The 22,560-nt window shown below is 67.8% G+C and carries 19 protein-coding genes and 3 pseudogenes; 10 read left to right on the forward strand and 12 right to left on the reverse strand.

All coding sequences use genetic code 11. The annotated features are described in order from the left end of the window. Positions 1-235 precede the first annotated feature (235 nt). A complete protein-coding gene (locus tag OH809_RS41165; protein WP_406516189.1) occupies positions 236-547 on the reverse strand; it encodes a hypothetical protein in 312 nt (103 codons plus the stop codon). Between OH809_RS41165 and OH809_RS41170 the strand changes: the two genes are divergently transcribed. Continuing rightward, the gene (locus OH809_RS41170; protein ID WP_406516190.1) at positions 546-842 is read left to right on the forward strand and encodes a hypothetical protein; all 297 of its coding nucleotides are present in this window, start codon (positions 546-548) and stop codon (positions 840-842) included. The two genes, OH809_RS41165 and OH809_RS41170, sit on opposite strands and share 2 nt — an antisense overlap. Positions 843-1,095: 253 nt before the next feature. Here OH809_RS41170 and OH809_RS41175 read toward each other — a convergent pair whose 3' ends face one another. Then, complete coding sequence (locus OH809_RS41175) at positions 1,096-2,184, reverse strand: methyltransferase domain-containing protein (protein ID WP_406516191.1); 1,089 nt, start codon at positions 2,182-2,184, stop codon at positions 1,096-1,098. Between the two features lie 124 nt (positions 2,185-2,308). Here OH809_RS41175 and OH809_RS41180 point away from each other — a divergent pair, with 124 nt between their 5' ends. Further along, on the forward strand, positions 2,309-2,479 hold the full coding sequence (locus OH809_RS41180; RefSeq protein ID WP_406415853.1) for a hypothetical protein: 171 nt from the start codon (positions 2,309-2,311) through the stop codon (positions 2,477-2,479). Between the two features lie 62 nt (positions 2,480-2,541). Here OH809_RS41180 and OH809_RS41185 read toward each other — a convergent pair whose 3' ends face one another. The 4 genes from OH809_RS41185 to OH809_RS41200 form a co-directional block, all read right to left on the reverse strand. Further along, a complete protein-coding gene (locus tag OH809_RS41185) occupies positions 2,542-3,102 on the reverse strand; it encodes a pentapeptide repeat-containing protein (protein ID WP_406516192.1) in 561 nt (186 codons plus the stop codon). 138 nt (positions 3,103-3,240) lie between these two features. Beyond that, entirely contained in the window at positions 3,241-3,972 is a 732-nt protein-coding gene (locus OH809_RS41190; RefSeq protein ID WP_406516193.1) for a restriction endonuclease, read from the reverse strand. Continuing rightward, positions 3,969-4,178: a hypothetical protein gene (locus tag OH809_RS41195; RefSeq protein WP_406415849.1), complete on the reverse strand. Its 210-nt coding sequence runs from the start codon at positions 4,176-4,178 to the stop codon at positions 3,969-3,971. Before OH809_RS41195 ends, OH809_RS41190 begins: the two co-directional genes overlap by 4 nt. 156 nt (positions 4,179-4,334) lie before the next feature. After that, positions 4,335-4,589: a DnaJ C-terminal domain-containing protein gene (locus OH809_RS41200; protein WP_406516194.1), complete on the reverse strand. Its 255-nt coding sequence runs from the start codon at positions 4,587-4,589 to the stop codon at positions 4,335-4,337. A 114-nt stretch (positions 4,590-4,703) separates the two neighbouring features. On the opposite strand from OH809_RS41200, the pseudogene OH809_RS41205 reads away from it, so the two are divergent. Together OH809_RS41205 and OH809_RS41210 are read left to right on the forward strand one after the other, a co-directional pair. Continuing rightward, positions 4,704-4,885: pseudogene (locus OH809_RS41205) on the forward strand (IS5/IS1182 family transposase); the annotation flags it as partial. 81 nt (positions 4,886-4,966) lie between these two features. After that, positions 4,967-6,172, forward strand: a complete 1,206-nt coding sequence (locus OH809_RS41210) for a hypothetical protein (RefSeq protein WP_406516327.1) — start codon at positions 4,967-4,969, stop codon at positions 6,170-6,172. 200 nt (positions 6,173-6,372) lie between these two features. Here the strand turns inward: OH809_RS41210 and OH809_RS41215 are convergent, their stop codons facing one another. Beyond that, positions 6,373-7,101, reverse strand: a complete 729-nt coding sequence (locus OH809_RS41215; protein ID WP_406516328.1) for an IS6 family transposase — start codon at positions 7,099-7,101, stop codon at positions 6,373-6,375. 30 nt (positions 7,102-7,131) lie between these two features. Then, positions 7,132-7,443: a S1 RNA-binding domain-containing protein gene (locus OH809_RS41220; protein ID WP_406424676.1), complete on the reverse strand. Its 312-nt coding sequence runs from the start codon at positions 7,441-7,443 to the stop codon at positions 7,132-7,134. A gap of 198 nt (positions 7,444-7,641) precedes the next feature. On the opposite strand from OH809_RS41220, the gene OH809_RS41225 reads away from it, so the two are divergent. The 3 genes from OH809_RS41225 (at position 7,642) to OH809_RS41235 (ending at position 9,569) form a co-directional block, all read left to right on the forward strand. Continuing rightward, positions 7,642-8,151, forward strand: a complete 510-nt coding sequence (locus tag OH809_RS41225; RefSeq protein ID WP_406516195.1) for a hypothetical protein — start codon at positions 7,642-7,644, stop codon at positions 8,149-8,151. Between the two features lie 50 nt (positions 8,152-8,201). Then, positions 8,202-8,657 (forward strand): hypothetical protein, encoded by a 456-nt coding sequence (locus OH809_RS41230; protein ID WP_406415842.1) that lies wholly within the window; start codon positions 8,202-8,204, stop codon positions 8,655-8,657. 72 nt (positions 8,658-8,729) lie between these two features. Then, positions 8,730-9,569, forward strand: a complete 840-nt coding sequence (locus tag OH809_RS41235) for a transposase family protein (protein ID WP_406415840.1) — start codon at positions 8,730-8,732, stop codon at positions 9,567-9,569. Positions 9,570-9,735: 166 nt separating this feature from the next. Here OH809_RS41235 and OH809_RS41240 read toward each other — a convergent pair. Next, positions 9,736-11,259, reverse strand: a pseudogene (locus tag OH809_RS41240) (ISL3 family transposase). A 630-nt stretch (positions 11,260-11,889) separates the two neighbouring features. On the opposite strand from OH809_RS41240, the gene OH809_RS41245 reads away from it, so the two are divergent. Together OH809_RS41245 and OH809_RS41250 are read left to right on the forward strand one after the other, a co-directional pair. Further along, on the forward strand, positions 11,890-14,433 hold the full coding sequence (locus OH809_RS41245) for a right-handed parallel beta-helix repeat-containing protein (RefSeq protein ID WP_406516329.1): 2,544 nt from the start codon (positions 11,890-11,892) through the stop codon (positions 14,431-14,433). A gap of 483 nt (positions 14,434-14,916) precedes the next feature. After that, a complete protein-coding gene (locus tag OH809_RS41250) occupies positions 14,917-18,486 on the forward strand; it encodes a carbohydrate-binding protein (protein ID WP_406415837.1) in 3,570 nt (1,189 codons plus the stop codon). A gap of 236 nt (positions 18,487-18,722) precedes the next feature. Here the strand turns inward: OH809_RS41250 and OH809_RS41255 are convergent. The 3 genes and pseudogenes from OH809_RS41255 to OH809_RS41265 form a co-directional block, all read right to left on the reverse strand. Continuing rightward, positions 18,723-19,217 (reverse strand): annotated as a pseudogene (locus OH809_RS41255) (transposase); the annotation flags it as partial. A 368-nt stretch (positions 19,218-19,585) separates the two neighbouring features. Then, positions 19,586-20,638 (reverse strand): alcohol dehydrogenase catalytic domain-containing protein, encoded by a 1,053-nt coding sequence (locus OH809_RS41260; RefSeq protein ID WP_406516196.1) that lies wholly within the window; start codon positions 20,636-20,638, stop codon positions 19,586-19,588. A gap of 182 nt (positions 20,639-20,820) precedes the next feature. Further along, entirely contained in the window at positions 20,821-21,615 is a 795-nt protein-coding gene (locus OH809_RS41265) for an SDR family NAD(P)-dependent oxidoreductase (protein WP_406516197.1), read from the reverse strand. Between the two features lie 137 nt (positions 21,616-21,752). On the opposite strand from OH809_RS41265, the gene OH809_RS41270 reads away from it, so the two are divergent. Next, the gene (locus tag OH809_RS41270) at positions 21,753-22,532 is read left to right on the forward strand and encodes a FadR/GntR family transcriptional regulator (protein WP_406415832.1); all 780 of its coding nucleotides are present in this window, start codon (positions 21,753-21,755) and stop codon (positions 22,530-22,532) included. Positions 22,533-22,560: the final 28 nt, after the last annotated feature.

Raw genomic sequence — 22,560 nt, forward strand, 5'->3', positions numbered from 1 at the left:
TCTATGGCGGCCCGGCCCAGGCGGGGGGAGTGTCATGGATCAGGCCCTGTTCCGTAGTCGGTGGTGACGTTGTGTACCCATCTGCATTCGGGGCACCGCCTGGGAGGCCGCCCGACGCCTTGCCGCGGCGACCGCCCACCCCCGCCTGGCCGCCGCCCTCGCCGCCGCACTCTTCACCGGCGCCTCCTTCCAGCAGCTCGCCACCGGCCACCCTGGCCCTGCATGGCCGCACCCGCTACACCGACGGTTGCGCCACCCACCGCGTACCGCCGTGGGCACGCGGCTTCCTGCAGGCCGCCGTGTGCTTCGCCCGGCTCGCGCCCGGCCAGACCAGCATCTGCTGGCTGGCCCCCACGACCGCGTCCACCTGCTGCGCGTGGCCGAGGAAGCCAGGCTCCGCCCGCCCCCCCAGCGTGTCCTTCATCATCTGCGCCATACCGGGCTCGGACTGACGATGGAACAGCAGCTGCTGGTTGGCGATCTTGGTCTGCTTTTGCGGGCACTTCCAGGGACTGCTGGGCGGCAAGCTGCTGTCCGAGGCGCGCATGGCCGAGATGCAGGACACCGTTTCGGTCGACAAGCGGCTCGAGGCATTCTGGCCCGGCGGACGCTACGGTCTCGGCTTGGTCAACCGCCCCCTGACCTGCGGCGGCAGCTACTGGAGCCACGAAGGAGGCGAAGCCGGCTACATCACCCTGAACGGCGCCACCGACGACGGCAGCCGCACTGTCACCGTCTCCATGTCCACCAGCTTCAACGACCTCGATGAAACGCTCCGGCAACACAAGGCCTCCAGTGACCTTGTCGACCACGAGCTGTGCGACACCTCCAGCAACAGATAGGGAAAGTGACCGCCCGGGGCGTTCGTGCCGGCTCCGGGCCACCACGAGAGGAACGCCCCGCCGATGGGCGGGGCGTGGCCTGGTCGCAGATCATCAGCTGCGGTGGCCGCATTCAAGATCTGGCGACGGTGGGTTAGTCGACACCTAGGAACAACGGGCCGGCAACGCTGCCGGCCGCCAGCGGCGTGCGCGTGCTCAGCAGCGAAGCCGATCCGGCGGCGGTGGCGGTAGCCGTGCTCTCGCGCACGATGGTTCAGGCTACGAGCAGGCGCAGGCCCAGCTCTGCCGCGTCGAGGGCGACGAGGTCGCGGTTGCGCTCGGCCCACAGGCCTGAGGAAAGGTCGTTGCGGAGGCTGTTCACCGCCCGCTGCTCGGCCTGCGGTCCGACTCTGGTCCATACCGATACCGCGCGGCGTACACGTTCGTCCAGGTACGCCTCGGGCCGGCGCCAGTGGGCCTCGAAGAAGCCGTCAGCGCAGTCCCATGGGATGAGCATCGGCTCCGCGCGGCCCCCGATCGCGCGGGTCATGTCGGCCAGTGAAGGCCAGCCGACGAGAAGGTCAGCGAATTCAGGCAGGTAGTGGCGGGTGAGCCAGAACCGCTGAAGCCAGCCGGTCGTACTGGCGTCGTATGTGAACACCACCACGCGGCGGGCCACGCGCCGCATCTCGCGCAGCCCGGCGACCGGGTCCGGCCAGTGATGAACGGTGCTGACCGCCATCGCGGCGTCGAAGGACTGATCCTCGAACGGGAGGCTCTCCGCACTGGCGGCCACGCAGGGCGCCGCGCCCACGGGACGCTGTGCCCGCATGACCGCCGACGGTTCCACCGCCGTGACGTCGCGGTCCGGGGGCTCGTAGGAGCCGGTGCCGGCCCCGACGTTCAGTACCGTCCGGGCGTCCCCGAGCGCATCCCAGATCCTCGCGGCGATCCGCGGCTCGGTGCGCCGCGTCGCCGGGTACGCGGACCCGATAGATTCGTACAACTGTGCACCGAACGCTTTCAGTTGTTCCTCCGGCGTCGTCCTGATCCCCATTGCCCGTGCCTCCAGTTCCTTGTCGATGGCCGTCACCATGGCGGCAGCGCGGTCGCACTGTTCCTGCAGCAGGCCGCGCAGCCGGCGCAGGTGCGCGACCGCGTCGGTGGCCGGGTCGTCCACCAGATCCGCGATCGCGCGCAATCCGAAGCCCAGCCGCCGGTAGCCGAGCACCTCGCGCAGCCGCTCCACGTCGCCCGCCGAGTAGGCCCGGTATCCGGCCCCGGTCCGCGCGGACGGCTGCACGAGGCCGATCTCGTCATAGTGATGCAGCGTGCGGACGCTCACGCCAGCCAGCTCGGCCACACGTCCCACGGTCAGGTGCTCTTCCACGCCACCGACAATGCGGCATGACGCCACGTGAGGGTCAAGCACTTCGACCTGGACAACCGGCTGGTGCCTACGACCGCCCACAACGATCCTGCCGAGTATGGATCTGCCCCGCCCCAAATGGCCCTTGGATGAGATCGCCGTGATCGGCGGCCGGCGCGAGGATGACCTCGCTATCGCCGGCGGCTACCTTCGCCTGGCCAACCGCCCGGACGTCCTTGGATCTGCGCATGATCTGAACCGCTGGCTCGACGGGCACCCGGTCAAGTAGCGGGAGAGGGAGAGAACATCTGAGTCAGGTCGTGTGCTTCCCCCGGGGGAGCCGTGTGCCCATCAGGGCGTCGGCCGGAGCCACGCCTGAGGCAAGATCAGTCCGGTCGCGTGAGGCTGGGTGCCCGACACCGCCAGGCCGGACGGCATGGCACCATCCGCAGCAGAGAAGTCGAGAGTGCCGCCGGAGAACACCGCGTTGACGAAGGAGACCCTGCTGTCGGAGAACACCGCGCCGGTGAAGGAGACCGTGCCGCTGGAAAACGCCGCGCCCACGAAGTGAACCGTGCTGCCGGAGAACACCGCGCCGGTGAAGGAGACCGTGCCGCTGGAAAACGCCGCGCCCACGAAGTGGACCGTGCTGCCGGAGAACACCGCGCCGTTGAAGCGGACCATTCCGCCGGAGAACACCGCGCCGGTGAAGTCTCCGCCGTCGAATGCGACGCCGGTGAAGTCCAGATCGTGCCCATCACCCGACCGTGGATCGGGACGCCTCCCAAACCCATCGACAAGTGACGTCGCTGGTTCTCGTGGACAGAGCCATACCCAGACACTGAGCGTGTGCGGCGTGCCTTGCAGCAAGGGCACAGGGGGTTGCCGCCGTTGGGTGTTCAGGTCGGCCACGACCGCGAGTCTGGCGACGGCCACATCGCCGTGGCGCCCATCGGACCAAAGATCACCGAATCGGGCGGCCCCGCATCGCCAGCGCTGACGTCCGATGGGCGCGGCGGCGCCGGTGAGGCAGCCCGGGGCGCGGGATGCTCAGGAGAGGGCGGTCGGCCTGCGGGGCGGCGGGACGGCCCGCAGCAGCTCCCACAAGGGGCGCGAGCCGGACGCCCACACTGCGAGGGTGTGACGGTCGACGACGTGCAGCCGCTGCTGCTTGGCGAAGGCCACGGCTGGCGCGGTGACCCTGCCGTTCGTCACGATCACCGCGATGTCGGCGCCGTGGACCTGGCGGGCGGTGCCGTTGAGGACCTGGAGGTCCGGAGTGCCCACCGCGGAGCCGGCCAGGCCGTTGCGCCTGTGCTTGCACTGGATCACCCAGCGCCTCCCATAGGGGTCGGTGGCCTTCACATCGGCTCCCAGGTCCCCGCCGCCCCCGACACGGACCGCGTCCTGGCAGCCGTCACGGCGCATCAGGTCCCGCACTGCGTCCTCGAACCGGGAGTGGTGCAGGGCGTCCAGCTGGGCCAGCCCGTACCGCAGGCCCTGCGCGCGGACCGCTTCCCACCGCGCGTTCTGCTGCTTCTGGTAGAGCCAGCCGCCGCCGGCCAGCACCGCGATCGCGCCGAGGACGATCAGGACCCACCAGTGGGCCAGCAGCCAGTTGACGACGGCCACCACCAGGACGACAGCCAGGACTACGGCCACGAGGAGACCGATCAGCCGGTCGTCCGCGCGCTGCCGCCGCTTGCCCGGCCTCCGGGTACGCCGCCGCGCCGGCGGGCGCCTGGTCTTCGCCGCCCGGCCCCTGCGCGCGCGGGGACTCATCGGCTGGCCTGCGTGACGCCGCTCGCGAGCTCCCCCAGGATGTTCAGGATTCCCTGGCCTGCCGGGGTGGGTGCGATCAGGATGCCCAGCGCCAGGACGATGACGACGGTCAGCTTCTCGTCGAAGCGGCTGCGGGCCTCTGTACGCCGCCGCAGCCGCCAGACCACGATGACTGCGAGCAGCACCGCCGTGTCGATGGTCAGCACCCGTCCAGACCTCCCCCAACGACCGGCCATCACCGTGCGGGGACGGCAGCGCGCCACCCCAGCCTTCTTGTGTAGTCGGGCCTCAGCGACGTTGGGGGCGGGTTGCTGACGAATGGCACAAAGTGATCCGGGCCTGGCCGAATACCGCGCGGCGGATCAATCGTGGACGTGCACGGCGACGTACAGGTCTCCGGGCGTGCCGCCGTGCTTCCCTGGCCCGCCAAGTTTCCTGATCCGGACCTTCTGTCCGTCTCGGAGACCTGCGGCGAGGCGGACCTTGTGGGTGTGTCGCTCGTGGATGACCTGGCCGGTCCCCTTGCACGCGGTGCAGGTGCGCGACGCCTTCTCGTCTTCTCGGGTGGCACATGCGGGGCACGCCCGGTGGGCAGTGATGCGCAGGGGGATGATCACGCCGCCGGTGGGCGCTCCCGAACGAGTCGTTCACGGCCCTGGACGGCCGCTGTTCGCCGCCTGGTGGACCGAACGACCGGAACCCGTTGCGGAGCCGCGCGGGCTCAAGATAAAGGTCGCAAGCGCCGTATCGGCGTCGACACCCTCGGCCTGCAGCTGGCCCTCTGAGTCACCGCGGCCAGCGTCTCCGACAGCGTCGGCGGCATTCACCTGCTCTCGAACATTGCCGCCGCCCACCACCGCGCCACGAAGGCCTGGCCGACACCGGCTATCGCACCAAAGCCACGCCTGCCGGGTAGGTCTACGCCCTGGTCATCGGACAGGAGTTGGCCGCTGGTTACCTTCACAAGCCGGGCAGCCGCTACGGTGCAGTTGTGATGATCAACAGGGACACGGTATCCGGGACCGCGCTGGTGATCGCGGCAGCCCCGGCCGGCAAGGGCTGTCTCATTGACGCAACCAGCGTCCTGCCCACGCTCGCGGCCGTCCCGCCCAGCATCCTGACCGGCACGACGGCAGCCACCATCGTTGAACTCACCGACCCGGCCGATCCGCAGACCGTCCTCACCCGCATCCGCGCCGCGGCTGCCACACCCGGCCCGCTCTCCCTCTACATCACCGGACAACTCCACCTCGACCACAAGCAGCACCTGATCCACCTCGCACTCGCCCGGACCACGCCAACCACCCTGCGCTACACCGCACTGCCCTGGCACTGGCTGGCCAGCGAACTCAAACTGCGCCGACCGGGCACCACCACCGTCGTCACCGACGTGGTCGCCACCCCAGACGCCTGGCAACAGCTCCGTACCGAAGGCCTCGCTCTCGGCCATGGGATCCGCGTATACGGCCGGATCACCCCGCCGCCGCCCCGCCGCCGAATCACAGAACCGGCCTACCTGAAGGCCCTCGCTACCACCTGGCGCAGCGGCATCAACCCGCCACTCGCCCAGCTCCACGAACAGGCCGCTGCCCAGGCCGGCCCCGACGACGCGCTGTTCCTGGCCGTCGACCACACAGCCGTCCCCACCCCTGCGGCAACGGCTGTCCAGGTACCGAGCCGGCCACACCAGGAGCCTGCACCTGTTGCGACGGCGCCTCCTGCGATTTCGGAGAACACCGAGGTGGCCGAAGAGGATCCGCTGCCCGCGATCTTTGCCGCCGCCCACGCGGGGCGGCACGGCGAGGCTGCGTCACTCACAGCCATGTGGGAGGGATGGGCCCTGCGTACCTACGGCGAGGGCTCCCTGCAGGCCATCCACTGGCTGGAGGTCCGGGCCGACCTCGCTCGTCTCGCCGATGATCCGGCGCGCAGCTGCGAGTTGTGGATGGCTGCCGCCGACGCCCGCCTTGCCCGGCAACAGCCCCCGGACGACCCTGCCGTAGAAGGCGCCGTAGACCGCGCCCACCACCAGTGGCAGGAACTTCGCGACCCACAGCGGGCCCGCGAACTCGGCCCGCCCCTGTTCTCATTACGCCGCCACGTACCTGGCCGGCGCTCCGGGGCGGTCGAAGCCGTCCAGCGCCGACTGGAGCTGCTGCACACCATGCCCCCGGTGGGGGCCCGTCGTGCGGCATCCTGACGAGGGACAGTTCACCGGCCGCATCCCTTGTTCCGTGGCCGTTCCGAGTTCGACGCCAGCGCCCTCGCAGGCGGCATCTTCGTAGACCCTGATGGGTGTCGTGTCGTCCTTGGTGAGCACGGCCACGAGTGCGCGCCAGGCATCGGGGTGCTGGAAGTCGGTGAGGATGACGGGAATCTGCTGATCAACGTCGAGTTCGATCACGGGCGCCCCTTCGCCGGATGTCTTCCAAGTGGCGGCCCCCTCCTCCAGGAAGGGGCCCAGATGGTGAAGCGGACGGTCATTTCGGCGCGGTGTTGGGTGCCGGTCATCAGGTGGCGGCGGGGCCGGAAGCGGGGTGAGATGCCGCTGAACGCGGACAGGAACCGCTGCGCGGCGCCCACGCTGCGGAAGCCTCTCATCGCCCGTTCGCGTTGCCGGGTGGGCTGATGACTGTTCTCGGCCCGGTTGTTCAGGCCCTTGTGGGAACGGTGCTCGACGGAGGGCATGACCTCGCGGTGGGCCGCGCCGTAGGAGCGGAGCTTGTCCGTGACGATCACCCGCGGCACCCCGCCCGTCTTCGTCAGCAGCGTGCGGAAGAAGGGCCTGGCCGCAGCCGTGTCCCGGCGGCTCTGCACCAGGATGTCCAGCACGTTGCCGTCCTGGTCGACAGCCCGCCACAGGTACCTCTGCTCACCGTTGATCTTGATGAAGACCTCGTCCAGATGCCACTTGTCGCCAGGCTGGGGCCGTCGGCGGTGCAGTCCGTTGGCGTACTGCTGACCGAACTTCAGGCACCAGCGGCGGACCGTCTCGTACGAGACGATCACGCCGCGCTCCAGCATCAGCTCCTCGACCTCACGGAAACTGAGCGGGAACCGGAAGTACAGCCACACGCAGTGCGAGATCACCTCGACCGGATACCGGTGCCCCTTGTACGACGGCGACATGCCCTCCACGGACGACCCCCTCCACCGTGATCAGCCCGAGGATCCTCCCACCCTGTCAGCCAACGTGACAGCGCGGCCCACAGCGTTCCTTCGGACGGCTGCCTCAGGATCGGACAACGAGGCCAGGTGCAGGGCCAACTCATTCGTCTCGGCACCGGACTTGGACTCCTGCCCCTTGCACGTCTCGACAGCCGTTTCGTCAGGAATGGCGATCTCCCTCAGGGGGGCCGTCCGGGCCTGGGTATGCGACAGGGCAATGCGACGGCGCGCGACATCGACGTCGATGATCATCACCGTGAGGGCGTCGCCGACCTTGATGACGTCCTCGGGCGATTCATCCAGTGCACTGAGCCTCCGCCAACTTGAAGTCGCAGTTCACAGGGCTGGTGTGACCGGTTCTCGGGGTACTCATGCTGGTCGTGGGCGGCAGTCTGTGGAGTAGATCGTCTGTCAGCGCGGTTGCTCGAAGAGAATCACGATGCAGCAGCGTCGGCTGGTGTGCGAGCCTTCTTCTCCCAGACACCGACCGAGAAGACTCTGATGACCCGCGACGACGCCCTCAAGCAGCTCAGCCACATCGCGCGCGAGAGGGCATTCGACAGGCACGTCGCGTCAGACCGGCTCATCCGGGCAGGGCTGGACGCGCTGATTGCCGGGGTTGAGAGCCCCTCTCTCGCCGTGCTGGCCGGCCTCCTCCGGAGCGAAGAGCCCGAAGCGCCTGCGCTCTTCGACCAGGTGATGGAGGAGTTGGGGCTGCTCTTCCACCCGCCCGCTGACCCTCGGGCCGCAAAGTGGGCGATGGCTTACTGGGTCGCCGGTCAGATCGCCGATGGATCCCTGGATCCCGCTACCGGCACTTACCTCATCTGGGCAGACATCGCCGAGGACCTCGGCTATCCCGAAGAGCTGGAACCACTTGTCCACTGCGCACACAACCTGGACGGCTGGGAAGAGAACTGGGGAGTCTCCATCGAGGAACTCAACAGGGAAGCAGTCGAGGCCGCGAAGCAGTTCCTGAGCCAGCAGCCGGCAGCACAAGCAGGGGGCTGAACGTCCGGTTCTTGCCCGCTGCAGATCGCAGGCCCTCTACGATCCGGTGCATGCTGGATCCTGAGCTGCTGGAACGGATCACCGCGCGGCGCGCGGAACTGGACGAACTCGAAGGGCAGCTGGCCAAGCAGCTCGCGGAGGTACGGGCCGAGCGGGACGAGCTCGCCGTCGCCGAACAGGTCCTTGAGCGAGTGAGCAAGCAGCTCGCTGACGAGCGCGCCTCGGCCGCGCCGATGCCTGGGCAAGTGGGCGGCCAGGCGGTAATGCTGATCCCGCACCGCACGCCGGATATGGAGGAGACCATGCTTCCGCCGGACTACCAGCGCATCCTCGCCGCCGTGCGGCAGGCCGCCGGACCGGTCATGGCCCGGCAGGTCGGCGAGATGCTGGGAGTGGACGTCAGCGTGCGGGCCAAGCTGGAACCGCTGCGCGGGAAGCTGGTCAGACTCGTCGATCGCGGCTGGTTGCGGAAACTGCCCGACGGCCGGTTCACCACCCGCCTGTGACCGGGAACGCTGTCACTCGGAGCGGTACGCCGCAAGCGTAACCGGGGTGCCCTTGGCGGTCGTTTGGTTTGTGTGACGAATGCCAAGGAACGCGCCGAGGAGACCTGCCCGCTTGTCTACCAGTGCCGTCTTCCGCTGTCCACGCACACCGTCAACCACCTCGCCGATCTGTTGCGACGCCACCTTAAGGCGATTGGGTCCAGGTGGCGGATCCTGCCGCCCGGGCGGATCGCGGTGATCGTCCTGGCGGTGCTGCGTCACGACCAGCGCCTGGCCGACATGGCCGGCGGCAACAACGTGTCCGAGTCCACCGTCCGCCGCTGGCGCGACGAGCTGATCGCCCTGCTCGCCGCTCAGGCACCGCGCCTGGACCGCGCCCTGAAGAAGATTGCCAAGCGGGGCGGGGAAGTGGTCCTGATCGACGGCACCCTCATCCCCACCCAGCGCCGCACCGGACGGGCCGGCCGGCGGAACTACTCCGGCAAACATCGCCGCCACGGTCTGCACTTCCTCGCCCTGACCGACGAGAGCGGCCGGCTGATCTGGATATCCGCGGCCCGGCCCGGCCGCACCCACGACATCACCGCCGCCCGCCACGATCACATCCTGGCCCACCTGCGCGCCGCCGGTCTCGGGGCGCTGGCGGACCTCGGTTTCCGCGGCCTGGACAACGACGTACGCGACCCCGTAGTCGTCACCGGCTTCACCGCCACTCGCGCCCACAAGCTCACTCCCGGCCAGAAGACCGCCAACCGGGTCCTCGCCACCGGACGCGCACCGGTCGAACACGGCTTCGCCCACCTCAAAAACTGGCGGATCCTCACCAAGCTCCGCACCGACCCCGCCCGCGCCACCCACCTCCTGCGCGCCCTGCTCGTGTTGACGAATCTCGAAGTCAACCGCGGATTTTGATCATCCCCACCTCTGACGCGGAGGGCTCGCACGCTGATCCAGCAGCACGATCCCTGCCCTGTCCTCACAGGGTCGATGACCCACGACTTTCACTGTTCGTCGCGGAAGCTGGGGTCTGTACGGTAACCGGCTCTGTCCCGTAATCGGTGGTAGCGCTATGTGGTGGTCATTGGAGGAGGATGCGGTGGCGGAGCAGGGGAAATCCGGCTCGGCCGTGCATCTGTCTCGTGATCCTCTTGGTGCGTGTGTTGACGCCCTCGGTGCGGCCGTTGTGGTGGGGGTGAGTGAGGCCGGCGTTGACCGCGGCGCGGTCGAGTTCGAGGCCGTTCGCGAAGGTGTGCAGGTGGGGCAGGTGGGGCAGGTGGGGCAGGTTGCAGGCGCGGACGGCTGTGATCCACTCGGTGAGCTTGGTGTCGTTGCCGGTGGCGGGGGTGAGGAGTTCAGCGAACTCCTTGACGAGACGCGCGAGTTAGGTCATCTCGGGGCAGGCGGCGGTGAGTTCACACAGGAGTTCGGCGTCCTTGTCCCGCAGGTTGTCGGGGTGGGTGAGGAGAAGGCGGGCGAGGCGGCGCGGGGTGATGACGGGCCGGTCGCCCTCGGCCCGGCCCTGGGTGATGTAGCGGTAGAGAAGATTGAGGCTGCCGGTGTAGCCCAGTTCCTTGATCTCGCGGAAGAGCTGAAGCACGGGGACGGCGGGGTCCGCGGACCGGCGGGCGCGCAGGTGGTCGCGGTAGGGGTCGACGAGGGTGGGCCGGTACTGCGGGGCCCGGCGCAGGGCGTTGGGCTCCTGGGTGCGGGCGTAGCGCTTGACGGTGTTGAGGGCGAGGTTCAGGCGGCGGGCGCATTCGAGCAGGCCGACGCCCTTGCCGAGGAGGTCGTGGACCTGGTGCCAGCGTTCGCGGGTGGTCTGCCCGCGTGCTCCCTCGGGGCGGGGTGGGTTGACGGTGGCCCAGCAGGAGCTGTGGGAGCGGACCTCGGCCAGGGCCTTGTCGCAGAGGTTGTGCCACAGGTGCCACCGGTCGCTGACCTGCACCGCGGCGGGCAGGGCCCGGCGTATGGCCTCGCCGTAGGCGCCTGAGCCGTCCCGGCAGACGATCTCAGCGCCGGGATGTTCGCGCAGCCACGCCTCAAGGGTGTCCGCGCTGCGGTCGGGGAGTACGTCGATCCGCTCGCCGGTCTCGGCGTTGATCACGATGGTGGCGTACCGGTGGCGGCGCTTGAGCGCGAAGTCGTCCACGCCCAGCACCCGCGGCACCCGGCGCGGAGGCAGCGGCAGTCGCATGAGCATCCGCAGGGCGGTCGAGCGCGACACCGCGGTGGCCAGAGCCCGGGAGAGGCGGGCGCCCGCCCGGCCCGCTAACTCCTTCACTACGCTGCCGAGTTGGTCGGCGAGCCGGTTCGTCCGGCGCTGGTAGCGCCCCAGCAGGCCGGGCACCTGCTCACGAAACGTCTGCCGCGGACAGCCCAGCACCGGGCACACCAGGCGCCGCACCCTCACCGACACCACCACCCGCCTGCCGTCCACCGCCACGTCCGCCACCGTCCGGCCGTGAAAGCCGTGCACCCGCCCGGTCGGCGTCCCGCACACCGGACACGGCACCGGATCATCGCGAGTACGCGCCACCACCCGGACCAGCTCACCCTCATCCGCCACACCCTCGATGACCAGGGCAGACAGACCCGAAAACACCACACCCACAAGGGCATTGACCTCAAGCACGCCCCAGCCTGACACACAGTGACGTACGGTCACCACCGATTACGGGACAGAGCCGTTGACCGTACAGACCCCTGCCCGGCTGATCGCGTTGCCGGAACTGGCCCTTGCGGCCGCCACGGTGGCTTGAGCTCTGTCGCGGCGGCTGCAGTCTGGGCGTGCCGCGCCCATTGACCTCGCCTAGTCGCAGTTGTATGACTGGTCAGACCGGTACAGCCATATCATTTACCTCGGGGGCAAACCCGCGAATCGGGAGCACCGGGGCTGCAGAGCGGAACCACAGGAGGGTTCAACATGATCGAGCGGCACCCAGACTCCGCCAAACGCCGGGACATCTCGCGCCGGGCGTTCCTCGCCGTCAGCGGCGGAACCTCAGCCGGGGTCGCCTTCGGTCTCACGGCAGCCGCGCCCGCGGCCGCGGCGACGGGCACCACCTATTACGTCTCCAAGAGGGGGAGTGACAGCGCGGCCGGGACGAGCGCCGCACCACTGCTGACGATCAACGCCGCGGCACGGAAGGCCCAACCCGGCGACGTCGTCCTGGTCCGTAGCGGGACCTATCGGGAGGAGGTCATCCTTCCGCGGGGCGGCACCGGCGACGGCATGCGGATCACGTACGCGGCCGACGCTGGGGCTTCGGTGACGGTGACCGGCTCCGATCTCTTCACGAGTTGGACCCGGGTCTCCGGTGACGTCTGGCAGCTCAGGATCCGGAACTCGTACTTCAACGGGTTCAACCCGTACGCGGAGCAGGTGCATGGTGACTGGTTCGCGAGCAACGGGCGAATCCATCGCGTGGGAATGGTGTACCTCGACGGTGCCTGGCTACCGGAAGCGACGGGCCTGGCCGCGGTGAGCTCGAACGCGAGCGCGTCCTGGTGGTCAACCGTGGACGGTCTCGTGGAAGGGACTGCACCGAGCTACCAGCCGAGCTACGACGCGAATGGCTACACGACACTCACCGCAAAGTTCCCCGGGGTCGACCCCAACCAAGGGGCTGTCGAGGTCGGTATTCGAGGCACGGTGTTCAAGCCCGCCGCGACCAACTACAACTACATCACGATCCGCGGCTTCGAGCTCCGGAATGCCGCGACGAACTGGTGCGCACCGACCATGGGGCAGTGGGGGCTCGTGAGTGCGTACTGGTGCAAGGGATGGATCATCGAAGACAACGAGATCGCCTACTCCAGGTGCTGTGGCATCGCCCTGGGAAAGTACTCAGACAAGTACGACGGCACCCGCGGCACGACGGACGGCTACTACTTGACGATCTCTGACGCGCAGAGTTCAGGCGGTTGGTCGTTTGCGAACATCGGCAGCCACGTCGTCCGGAACAACACGATTCACCACTGTGGCCAGACCGGCGTCGTGGGCTCTCTTGGCGCGATTGGCAGCACGATCACCGGGAACGAGATCTACCACGCCAACACCCAAAGGATCTGGGGCGGAGCGGAAATGGCCGGCATCAAGCTCCATGCCGCCATCGATGTCGTCATTTCTGGGAACCACATCTACAACACCGGCGAGGCGGCGGGGATCTGGTTGGATTGGATGGCGCAAGGCACCCGGGTCGTGGGGAACCTCTTCCACGACAACGCCCGCGACCTCTTTACCGAGGTTAACCACGGTCCGCTATTCATCGCGAACAATGTCATGTTTTCAGCCCAAGGGCTCCTGTGCAATTCGAACGGGTTGGCCTGGGCGCACAACCTCGTGACCGGGACCGTGACCGCGCTTGCGGACGGGCGACAGACGCCTTACATGAAACCGCACTCAACGACAACAGTCGCCAACGCGGCCCTCCCGCTCGGCGCTCAGCAGTGGATCAACAACATCCTCGGCAGCTCGGCCAACCTCTCGGGCTGGGATTCCGCGAGCGCGTCGTACCCGATCACGATGAAGGCGAATGTCTACACCCAGGGTGCAACGAGATCGGCACTCGAACAGGAGGGAGTGGACGCTGCCTCGGTGGCATACGCGCCGGCGCTCACGAAGAAGTCGGACGGTTGGTACCTCGCGGTGCCGCGCGTCGAGTCGTGGCGATCAAAACAAGCACTCGTGAGCACCGGATCACTCGCCAACGCGCCGAGGCCGAATCAACCGTTCACGAACCCCGACGGATCGGCCATGTCGGTATCGACAGACTTCCTCGGAGTCGATCGAGGCAACAGTGTTCCGTTCCCCGGCCCGTTCGAGACCGCCGGCGGTACGCACCCGTTCAAGGTGTGGTCGCGAGTCGTGCCGACCACCGACGCCTGGGGCCGGACACAGACACCGAATCCGAGCAGCCCGGGCGCTGCTACCGACGCCGACGGCAACATCACTGTCCACGTCCGCGGCGGCGACAACCAGCTGTGGCAACGCGCTTTCAACGGCACCTCATGGACCGCATGGGCTGGACTGGGCGGACCAAACGCCGGCACCTTCGCCGGCGCCCCAGCCCTGACCATGATCAACGGCCGCACCAGCGTCTTCGTCCGTGGCACCGACGACCAGCTGTGGCAACGTACCTGGACCACCACAAGCGGCTGGACCAACTGGACCGCACTCGGTGGAGTCCTCGTCGACAATCCCGGCGCTGCTACCGACGCCGACGGCAACATCACCGTCCACGTCCGCGGCACCGACAACCAGCTGTACCAACGCGCTTTCAACGGCACCTCATGGACCGCATGGGCTGCACTGGGCGGACCAAACGCCGGCACCTTCGCCGGTGCCCCAGCCCTGACCATGATCAACGGCCGCACCAGCGTCTTCGTCCGTGGCACCGACGACCAGCTGTGGCAACGTACCTGGACCACCACAAGCGGCTGGACCAACTGGACCGCACTCGGCGGAGTCCTCGTCGACAATCCCGGCGCTGCTACCGACGCCGACGGCAACATCACCGTCCACGTCCGCGGCACCGACAACCAGCTGCACCAACGCACTTTCAACGGCACCTCATGGACCGCATGGGCTGCACTGGGCGGACCAAACGCCGACACCTTCACCGGCGCCCCAGCCCTGACCATGATCAACGGCCGCACCAGCGTCTTCGTCCGTGGCACCGGCAACCAGCTGTGGCAACGCACCTGGACCACCACAAGCGGCTGGACCAACTGGAGGGCACTCGGAGGCGTGCCGAATAAGCGCCACAATCCGTAGGCGTCGCGGCTCGACCTTACGACCTCGGGGGCAACAGTGATCGCCCCGGTCGGGCCGTGACATGAGAAGGACCGCACGGGTTGGGTGAGTTGTGAAGCTGACCTGGGCCCGTGCGGTCTGTTCCCATCCTGCCCAGTCTGGTGTCTCCCGCGCACATTTCGGCGAGTTGTTCGCCGAACTCGCCGGACCGCGGGAAGCGGCCCGCCAGTCCGCGCTGCGTGCGGCACGGGTGGCCCGCGCCGACGGGCGGAAGGGGCTGGGCGCAAGCCGAAGCTGTGGAAGATCCCAAGTCCCTTTAGCGGTGACACGGATGTCTTGCCGATGTAGGTCCATCGATGAAGTAGGGGAGTATCCATGACATGCCTGTCCCCGAGACGGGGATTTGTCCCGCTCATTCGAATCTACGCCGTCGTCGCGTTGCTTGTGGTGGGCGCGTTCACCGGCGTGCTACCCACGGCGTCGGCCCGAGCCGACGCATCGCCGGTGATCGTCGTTGGTTCGTCCGCGCCCCAGCTTGAGCAGTACGCGGCCCGGGAGCTGCAACGGTATCTGCTAGGGCAGACCGGCACGCTGCCCCGGATCATCTCGGATACCACGCCGAGCGATGCGCCGGCCTTCGTGGTCGGGCGGCCAGGGACGAACACGCTCCTGCGAAAGATGGTGGATGCCGGGAATCTGACTGTCAGCGGCACCGACCCGGGACCGCAGGGTTATGTGCTGAAGAAGGCGAAGGTGGCGGGTCGTGATCTGCTCGCGGTAGCCGGAAGCGATGAGAACGGTGTCCTCTATGGCGTTTACGGCCTGCTCACTGACTACTACGGCGTGAGCTTCAGCTTCACCGGGGATGTCTACCCCCCGGCTCGGACCGCGCTTGGGTTGGTTGACGTCGATGAACGTAAGGCTCCTCGGCAATCGGTCCGTGGGATCCTGCCCTGGACCAACTTTCCCCAGTCGGCCACGACGTATTCGCGTGAGGACTACGCCTTCATCATCGACCAGATGGCGAAGATGCGGATGAACCTGCTCAACCTGCACAACTACAATGGAGAACTTCGACACGACGAGTCCTTTGCCAACTTCAGCTACAACGGCGTGCGGTCACGCCCGTGGATGGCGACCTCGGAGTCCGGTCATAGCTGGGGAATGCCGGGTTGGCGGCTCAACGACTACAGGTTCGGCGCCGCGTCCCTCTTCGACGACTACGCGGCCGGTTCGGAACTCGGCCTGCACAATGACACGCTGGCGAACATCGACGTCTTCGGCAAGGGCCGGGCTCTCTTTCAGTGGATCCTGCAGTACGCCCACTCCCGTGGCGTCCGCGTCTCGCTGGGCATCGACTTGAACCTCATACCCGCTGCCTACGGCGAGAAGTATGACGCACCCGGGGTAACGCTTGCGCGAGCCACACAACTGGCCACCGACTACCCCAAGCTGGATTACGTCATGGCCTACCGCTCCGAGACCATGCCCGCCAGTGAGAATCCGACCTGGAAGGCTAATTTCCGCACCCTCCAGCAAACCTTCATCGACAAGGGTGCGGCCACGAGGTTCGGCGTGTCCGGGTGGGGGCTCGATCCGACGTTCATGGACGACCTCCCGACCGATGTGATCGCGGCCCCGATCTCGCACTACTCGGCGTCCTTCGAGAGCGGGGCCGCTTTCGGGACCCGGGAGTACTGGGGGACCCCGTGGCTGGAACGCGACTTCGACTCTTCGGTGTACTACCAGCCGTACAACATGAATCTGAGTGACACGATCGCTTCTTACAAGGCCGCTGCTGCGAACATGACCGGGTTCCAGGCGTTGACCTGGCGACTCGGTGGTGCAATCGACCCGAAGGGGCTCTACCTGGCCCGCGCGCCGTGGTACGGGACGGACAAGTACCCGACGTCCCGGTCGGTGTATCAGGAATATGCCGTAGCACGTTACGGTGCCGCGGCGGCGGCGGATGTTTCGCCGATCATCGACCAGAACGAAACCGTGGCCAGCCTGGCATCGGAATGCTGCATCGCCGGGGCCCCGCCGCTGAGCGGCGCGGACCGGTCGGCGGACCGGCAGAAGGCGCAGACCCAGATCGCCACGGTCGACGCCGCCATCGCGAAAACAACCGACGCCAGCCAGAAAGCCCGCTTGGTCGAGCTGCGAGCCCGGCTGGACTCCGAACTGCGGTACGTCAACATCGACCAGTACCTCAAGACCGCCCCGTTGGCCGAACTGGGCGACTACTACCGGCCGTGGGAGGAAGACTTCATCGCGCAGGTCAACGACATCTCCTCGCTGGGAAACATCGTCAGCACCGAGAACCGGTACGTGCAAACCCACTACGTGCAACGCGAGTTCGACCTCAGCAAGAAGGCACCGGTGCTGCCCCCGGTGAACGTCACCGCCCACGGCACCGATCAGGGCGCGATCGTCCGCTGGCAGACCCGAGAGCCCGGGGCCTCGAGCTATCAGATCTACCGTGACGGCACCCAGGTGGCGCAGGTGCCGGGCTCGGCCACCCAGTACACCGACACCACCGAGGCGGGCCGGCACAGCTACACCGTCACCGCCACCGTGGGGGACGTGGAAAGCCCCAAGGCGATCGCCGACACGGTCGAGACGGCAACGGCCGACACCACCGCACCCAAGGTCATCGTGGTCTCCGCGCCGTCGTCGGTCGCACCCGGGTCCGACCTGTACCTCAAGGCACGGCTGTGGGACGAGCGCGACGACTCCTCCCTGACCGCGGCCCTGCACTACCGGCGCTTCGGCGACACCGAATGGGAAACGGTGCCGATGACCCGCATCGCCCGATCCGTCTTCGGCGCCGCGGTGCCCATGCCCGCCACACCACACGGCCCCACCGGAGTGGAGTACTACGTCTCCGGCAGCGACGGCCACAACACCGGCACGTTCCCCGTCGCCGGCTCCGCACAACCCGCCTCCGCCATCATCACCCCGGGCACGGCACCCGCGGACCCGGCCGCCCCAACCGCGCTCACCTCGACCGGACACGAACTGTCCTGGTCACCGGCGAACGCCCGCGTCGTACGCGTCTACCGAGCACGCACCCCAGGAGCCGCCCTGTCACCCACGGCCCGACTGACCGACCTGCCCGGCAGCACCACCCGCTTCACCGACACCGGCCTGGACCGCGACGGCGAACCCCTCACCGGCCGGTACTACTACCGGGTGTCCAGTGTCGACGGCACCGGCCACGAAGGTAAGCCAGGCAAACCTGTCGCCATCGACTTCAACACCGGCACCAGAACTCTCACCGTTGGCGCGTCCCAACGCATCGGTGAAAAGACCGTCCCCTACATCGGCGTTTCAAACGGAGGATTTTCCGGCGACCCCGGGTACATGCAGGACACACCCGGCATGCCCGTGATCGCCTTCTTCGGCCAAGCCCGGGACCAGATCCTTTGGCAAAACACCGGGGGGGCAGATTCGATCTCGATTCGCTACTCCAACGGCTACCCGACCGCCAACCACGTCACCCTCATCACCGACGGAACCACCCAGACAACCCTCACCCTGCCCTCCACCAAATCCTGGGACACCTTCCGCACCTTCAAGATCCCCCAACACGTCCGCAACTCCGTGACGTTGCGCATCACCGCCGCAGACGCCGCGGCGAACACCGCAGCCGGCAACCAATACTGCTGCAACATCGACAGCCTCACCCTCAACGGCACCGGCGACGAAGGTGAGAGCGGCGTCCTCAAGGGCGTCACCGTCTACGACGACCCGGCCGCCTCCGGCGGCAAGGCGGTCGGGTCGATGGGCGAGGAGGCCGGTGACTCGATCACCTGGTCCAACCTCACCGGCAACGGCCTGACGATCCGATACTCCAACGGAAACAGCAGGGGCATACAGGCAACTGTTGCCGTCGACGGCACGGTCGTCGGCACCGTCAGCTTCCCACCCACCGGCAGCTGGAGCAGCTACCACATGATGCCCTTCTGGGTCCCGGTCCGCGGACCGGTGACAATCCGCTACGAGCAAACCGACATCACAGCAAACGATGGCAAGCCCGGCGTCAAAATCGACGCGGTCGACACCCGATAACGAACCGAACCACTCCCTCGTACAAGCAATCGCACCACCTCTCCGGTTCCGGCACGCACCCCGCGGGCCGGAACCGGGTCTGTCTTGTCAAAGGTGTAACTGGGGTTGATGTGGCTAGAGTTGGCCTGCGGCGAGGCGGCCGTCGAAGGCCAGGTCGAAGCGTTCATTGCGCCCTTCCAGCGCATGGTCCAGCGTTTGCGGCCGGCGCCGGTCGGGTCGAGGCTCATGGCGGCGTTGACAGCGTCAATGAAGACGACCGGGTAGACGCGGTCGAGCGGTCGGCTCTGCCATTCCGCCATGCCGTCCATCACTTTGCCGGTGATCGTGGAGATGGTCGTCCTGGACACGTTCGCGCCGTAGACCTCGGCCAGATGCGCGGAATTTTCGCCGTGGGTCAGGCCCTTCGCGGACAACGAGAGGACCATCTCGTCCACGCCGGTCAGCCGACGTTGCCGCTTCTTGACGATGGCCGGCTCGAAGGAACCCTCCTGGTCGCGAGGCACGTCGATCTCGATCGGGCCGATATCGGTCAGCACCGTCCTGGACCGGGTGCCGTTACGGCTGTTGCCGCCGTCCTTGCCCGCCGGGTCATGCTTGTCATAGCCGAGATGGCCGGTGAACTCGCCTTGCAGGGCGGACTCCAGGACTGTCTTTGTCAGCTGTTCCAGCAACCCGCCCTCGCCGGTCAGCTGCAGCCCCTTGGCCCGGGTCTGCTCGACGAGCTGGCCGATGAGCTTCTGCTCGACGGCCGGGGACTCCAGCGACGGTTCCGCCTGGCCATCGGCGTCCACGAACGCGGTCACGGTGTTGGTCACTTGATGTCTTTTCCTTGATCATCAGTTACACCGGAGACCGTGCAGACCCGGAACCGGCGAAAGCCCGTCGCGGCCGACGGGAGTGTCTCATCAACGGCGGATCTGCTGATAAGGGAGAGACGCCAGCAACTTCAGAATGGAACTTCCTCACTGGTGTTCCGTCCGGCCGACGTCACCGCGAACCACAACACCTACGCGCTCAACGCCGGCCAGATCAATACGTTGTAGCGCACCGCAATCGTGGCGCCCGCACCGGTCGCGGTGCGGGCGCCACGGTCATGCGGTCAGCGGCAGTCGATGGCGATCTTCAGGACCTCGGGATCCGGCTGTGACAGCAGAGGAAGCGCGACAGTCACCAGATCATGCAGCGGGATCCGATGCGTGATCAGGCCGGCGGCGTCGAACCGCCCGTCGGCCAGCATTCGCACTGCCTGGGCGACGTCGGCGTCCCACAGGTGGGCTGCGGAGCCGACGAGCCGGCGCTCGCCGAGGACGAGGGCCGGGAGCGGGACGGGCTGCGTCCCGGAGCCGAGTCCCACGGCCACGACGACGCCGCCCGGCCGCACGAGATCGACTGACCGGGTCAACTGTCCTGGGGCGCCGCTGCACTCGAAAACGACGTCGACGCCTGGCTCGCCGAGGCCGGCCACGACGTCGGCGAGGTCATCGGGTGAGGAGCTGCGGACCGAGGAGTGGGCCTGCGCGAACTGGCGCCGGTAGTCCGACGGGTCGACCAGCCAGCAGTCCGCGGCGCCTGCGGCCAGCACGGCCTGCGCGGTGAGCTGGCCGATCGTCCCACCGCCGACGACCACGGCGACGGCGCCGATGATCTCGGGCACCTTGCGGACGGCGCGGACCGCCACGGCAGCGGGTTCGGCGAGGACGGCGGTCTCCATCGGTAATCCGGCCGGGACCGGAACGCAGGTCCGGGCTTTGGCCACCATGAATTCGGCCAGGCCTCCGTCGTCCTGCTGGCCGGGTACACAGACGCTCGGGCACAGGCCCTCTTCGTGGCGGAGGCACCACCAGCACTGCCCGCAGCCGTTCACCACGTCCGGAACCACATAAGTCCCCACTGCGGGACCGGTTCCGTCCCGGGCGGCCCGGACGACCTCGCCTGCGATCTCGTGTCCGAGCGTCAGCGGCGCCATCCGTCCGCTCAGTGGGTGCGGCTCGCCGGTCGGGATGATGAGCGGTCCGGCACGGTACTCCTCCAGGTCGGTGCCGCAGATACCGCACCAGTGGACCTTGACCAGCACTTCGTCATTGCGGGGTTCTCGCGGCGCGACGTCCTCGATACGGATGTCGTCACGGCCGTGCCATCGGGCGGCGAGCATCGCTTGAAGCCTTTCGACGGGGAGCGGCGATCGTGGGGCAGCGGTGAGGCAGGCCGGCGGCGTCGCATGCGCGGGGGAACGGGACGACCTGGCTCGGTCTCGGCACGAGAGTTCGGGATCCAAGGGGGAAGATCTCGTGCAGATCGCGACCCTACATTGGTTGAACTGGTAAGACCAGATGCTCATTCGTCCATCGGATACAGGCTCGCTCCGCCGTCGACCAGCAGCGTGGCGCCGGTCATGTACGCGGACAGCGGCGAGGCCAGGAAGAGCACCGCATCGGCCACCGACTCCGGCGTCTGGAGCCTGCCGAGGGGGATCGCGCGCTGCGCGCGGGACCGATACGCGGGATCGGAGTCCCATTGGCGTCTGGCCATGCCGACGCCGACAATTCCGGGCGCCACGGCGTTGCTGCGGATGCCCCGTGGGGCGAGCTCGCGGGCGAACGTGCGCATCAGTGATCGGACGGCGGCCTTGCTGGCCGAGTAGGGGCCGATCTCCGGCCAGGGCACGTCCTGGACCCAGCTCGTGGTGAAGATCAGGATCCCGGCCGCCTCGACCGCGAGCCAGCGCCGCGCTGCCTCTGACGCAACAAGGAACGAGCCGCGCAGATTCACCGCCATCAGTTCGTCGAAGGCTTCGACGGGGTAGTCGACGGTGGGATGTGAACCAACGACCCCGGCGTGCACGCACACGATGTCCGCCGGACCGCCGAACACCTCCCAGGCCCGGTCGAAGAGAGCCCGGACATCGTCCGCCGATGCGATGTCACAGGCCGCGTATTCGTGCTGGGTGAAGCCTGAAGCGGTCACAGCCTCGGCAGCTTCGCTCGCGTCGGGCAGGTCGGTCAGCAGGACGTGCGCGCCTGCTGACCGGAACGCCGCGGCGATGACCTGCCCGATCTCGCCGAGCGCGCCGGTGAGGACCACACGACGTCCGGCCAGGCCCCAGGGGCTCTCGTTCGAAGTCGCTTCCATGTCAACCTCCGGATTGTCATGAACCAGGTGGCGTCCAAAGCTGCGGCGCCGGTCGGGTGAAAGAACCTTTGGTGGACGCTTGACGGCGCTGGACGGCGGCGAGTATATCTTTCGGCATGACCGGTCTTACCAGTTCGATGATAAACACTCCACCCTCGGGGGCGGACGTCGCGGCCGCGATGGAAACGCGGCTGCTCTCGGGAGAATGGGCAGTCGGCACGCGGCTCCCTTCCGAGCGGCTGCTGGCCCTGGAGTATCAGGTGAGCCGCCCCGTCATCCGGGAGGCGCTGCGGGCGCTCCAGGAAAGGGGCCTGATCACCGTCGCCGCGGGTCGGGGAAGCTTCGTCCGCGATCTCCGCCCGAGCAGCCACGGCGGCGACCCGACACTGCTGGCGCGGCGCGGCGGGGTGACGGCCCGGGACCTGGTCGTGGCCCGCAGCATGCTGGAAGGCCAGGCCGCGGCGCTTGCTGCGCAGAACCGCACCGAGGACGACCTCACCAACATGCGTCGGATCCTTGCGGCGTTTGACCAGGAGAAGTCGCTCGCCGTAACGGCCGACCTGGACGTCGCGTTCCACGAGTCGATCACCGTGGCCTCACGGAACCCGGTCATCCAGCTGATGTTCGGGTCGATCCGGCCCCTCACTCACGGCGTCGTGCTCCGCAGCCTGACCGACCGCGCCGTGCGCGGGGTCGCGGTCCCGCTGCACGACGTGATCCTGGAGGCAATCGCCGACCAGGACCCGGACACCGCCCGCGCCGCGATGACCGAGCACATCGAAATGGCCCAGCACTTCTACGGACCGGACCTGGACGCCCCGCTCACCGATGTGCTCACCCGGCGCGCCACCAGCACCCCGGACCTCGCGGAGGTGCTGAACGTCTACGTCGCAAATCTCCCTGACCAGAGCGACTGAACGGCCGCTCCGGAACCCGACCGAGAGG

The sequence above is a fragment of the Streptomyces sp. NBC_00873 genome (assembly GCF_045207415.1).
GTDB lineage: Bacteria > Actinomycetota > Actinomycetes > Streptomycetales > Streptomycetaceae > Streptomyces.

What these genes read in the sequence shown, in the direction of transcription:
- OH809_RS41170 (WP_406516190.1), top strand. Translation starts at nt 546, where the DNA reads ATGGCCGAGATGCAGGACACCGTTTCGGTCGACAAGCGGCTCGAGGCA.
- OH809_RS41165 (WP_406516189.1), bottom strand. Translation starts at nt 547, where the DNA reads ATGCGCGCCTCGGACAGCAGCTTGCCGCCCAGCAGTCCCTGGAAGTGC.
- OH809_RS41180 (WP_406415853.1), top strand. Translation starts at nt 2,309, where the DNA reads ATGGATCTGCCCCGCCCCAAATGGCCCTTGGATGAGATCGCCGTGATC.
- OH809_RS41190 (WP_406516193.1), bottom strand. Translation starts at nt 3,972, where the DNA reads ATGAGTCCCCGCGCGCGCAGGGGCCGGGCGGCGAAGACCAGGCGCCCG.
- OH809_RS41210 (WP_406516327.1), top strand. Translation starts at nt 4,967, where the DNA reads ATGATCAACAGGGACACGGTATCCGGGACCGCGCTGGTGATCGCGGCA.
- OH809_RS41215 (WP_406516328.1), bottom strand. Translation starts at nt 7,101, where the DNA reads ATGTCGCCGTCGTACAAGGGGCACCGGTATCCGGTCGAGGTGATCTCG.
- OH809_RS41225 (WP_406516195.1), top strand. Translation starts at nt 7,642, where the DNA reads ATGACCCGCGACGACGCCCTCAAGCAGCTCAGCCACATCGCGCGCGAG.
- OH809_RS41230 (WP_406415842.1), top strand. Translation starts at nt 8,202, where the DNA reads ATGCTGGATCCTGAGCTGCTGGAACGGATCACCGCGCGGCGCGCGGAA.
- OH809_RS41245 (WP_406516329.1), top strand. Translation starts at nt 11,890, where the DNA reads ATGCGGATCACGTACGCGGCCGACGCTGGGGCTTCGGTGACGGTGACC.
- OH809_RS41260 (WP_406516196.1), bottom strand. Translation starts at nt 20,638, where the DNA reads ATGCTCGCCGCCCGATGGCACGGCCGTGACGACATCCGTATCGAGGAC.
- OH809_RS41265 (WP_406516197.1), bottom strand. Translation starts at nt 21,615, where the DNA reads ATGGAAGCGACTTCGAACGAGAGCCCCTGGGGCCTGGCCGGACGTCGT.
- OH809_RS41270 (WP_406415832.1), top strand. Translation starts at nt 21,753, where the DNA reads ATGATAAACACTCCACCCTCGGGGGCGGACGTCGCGGCCGCGATGGAA.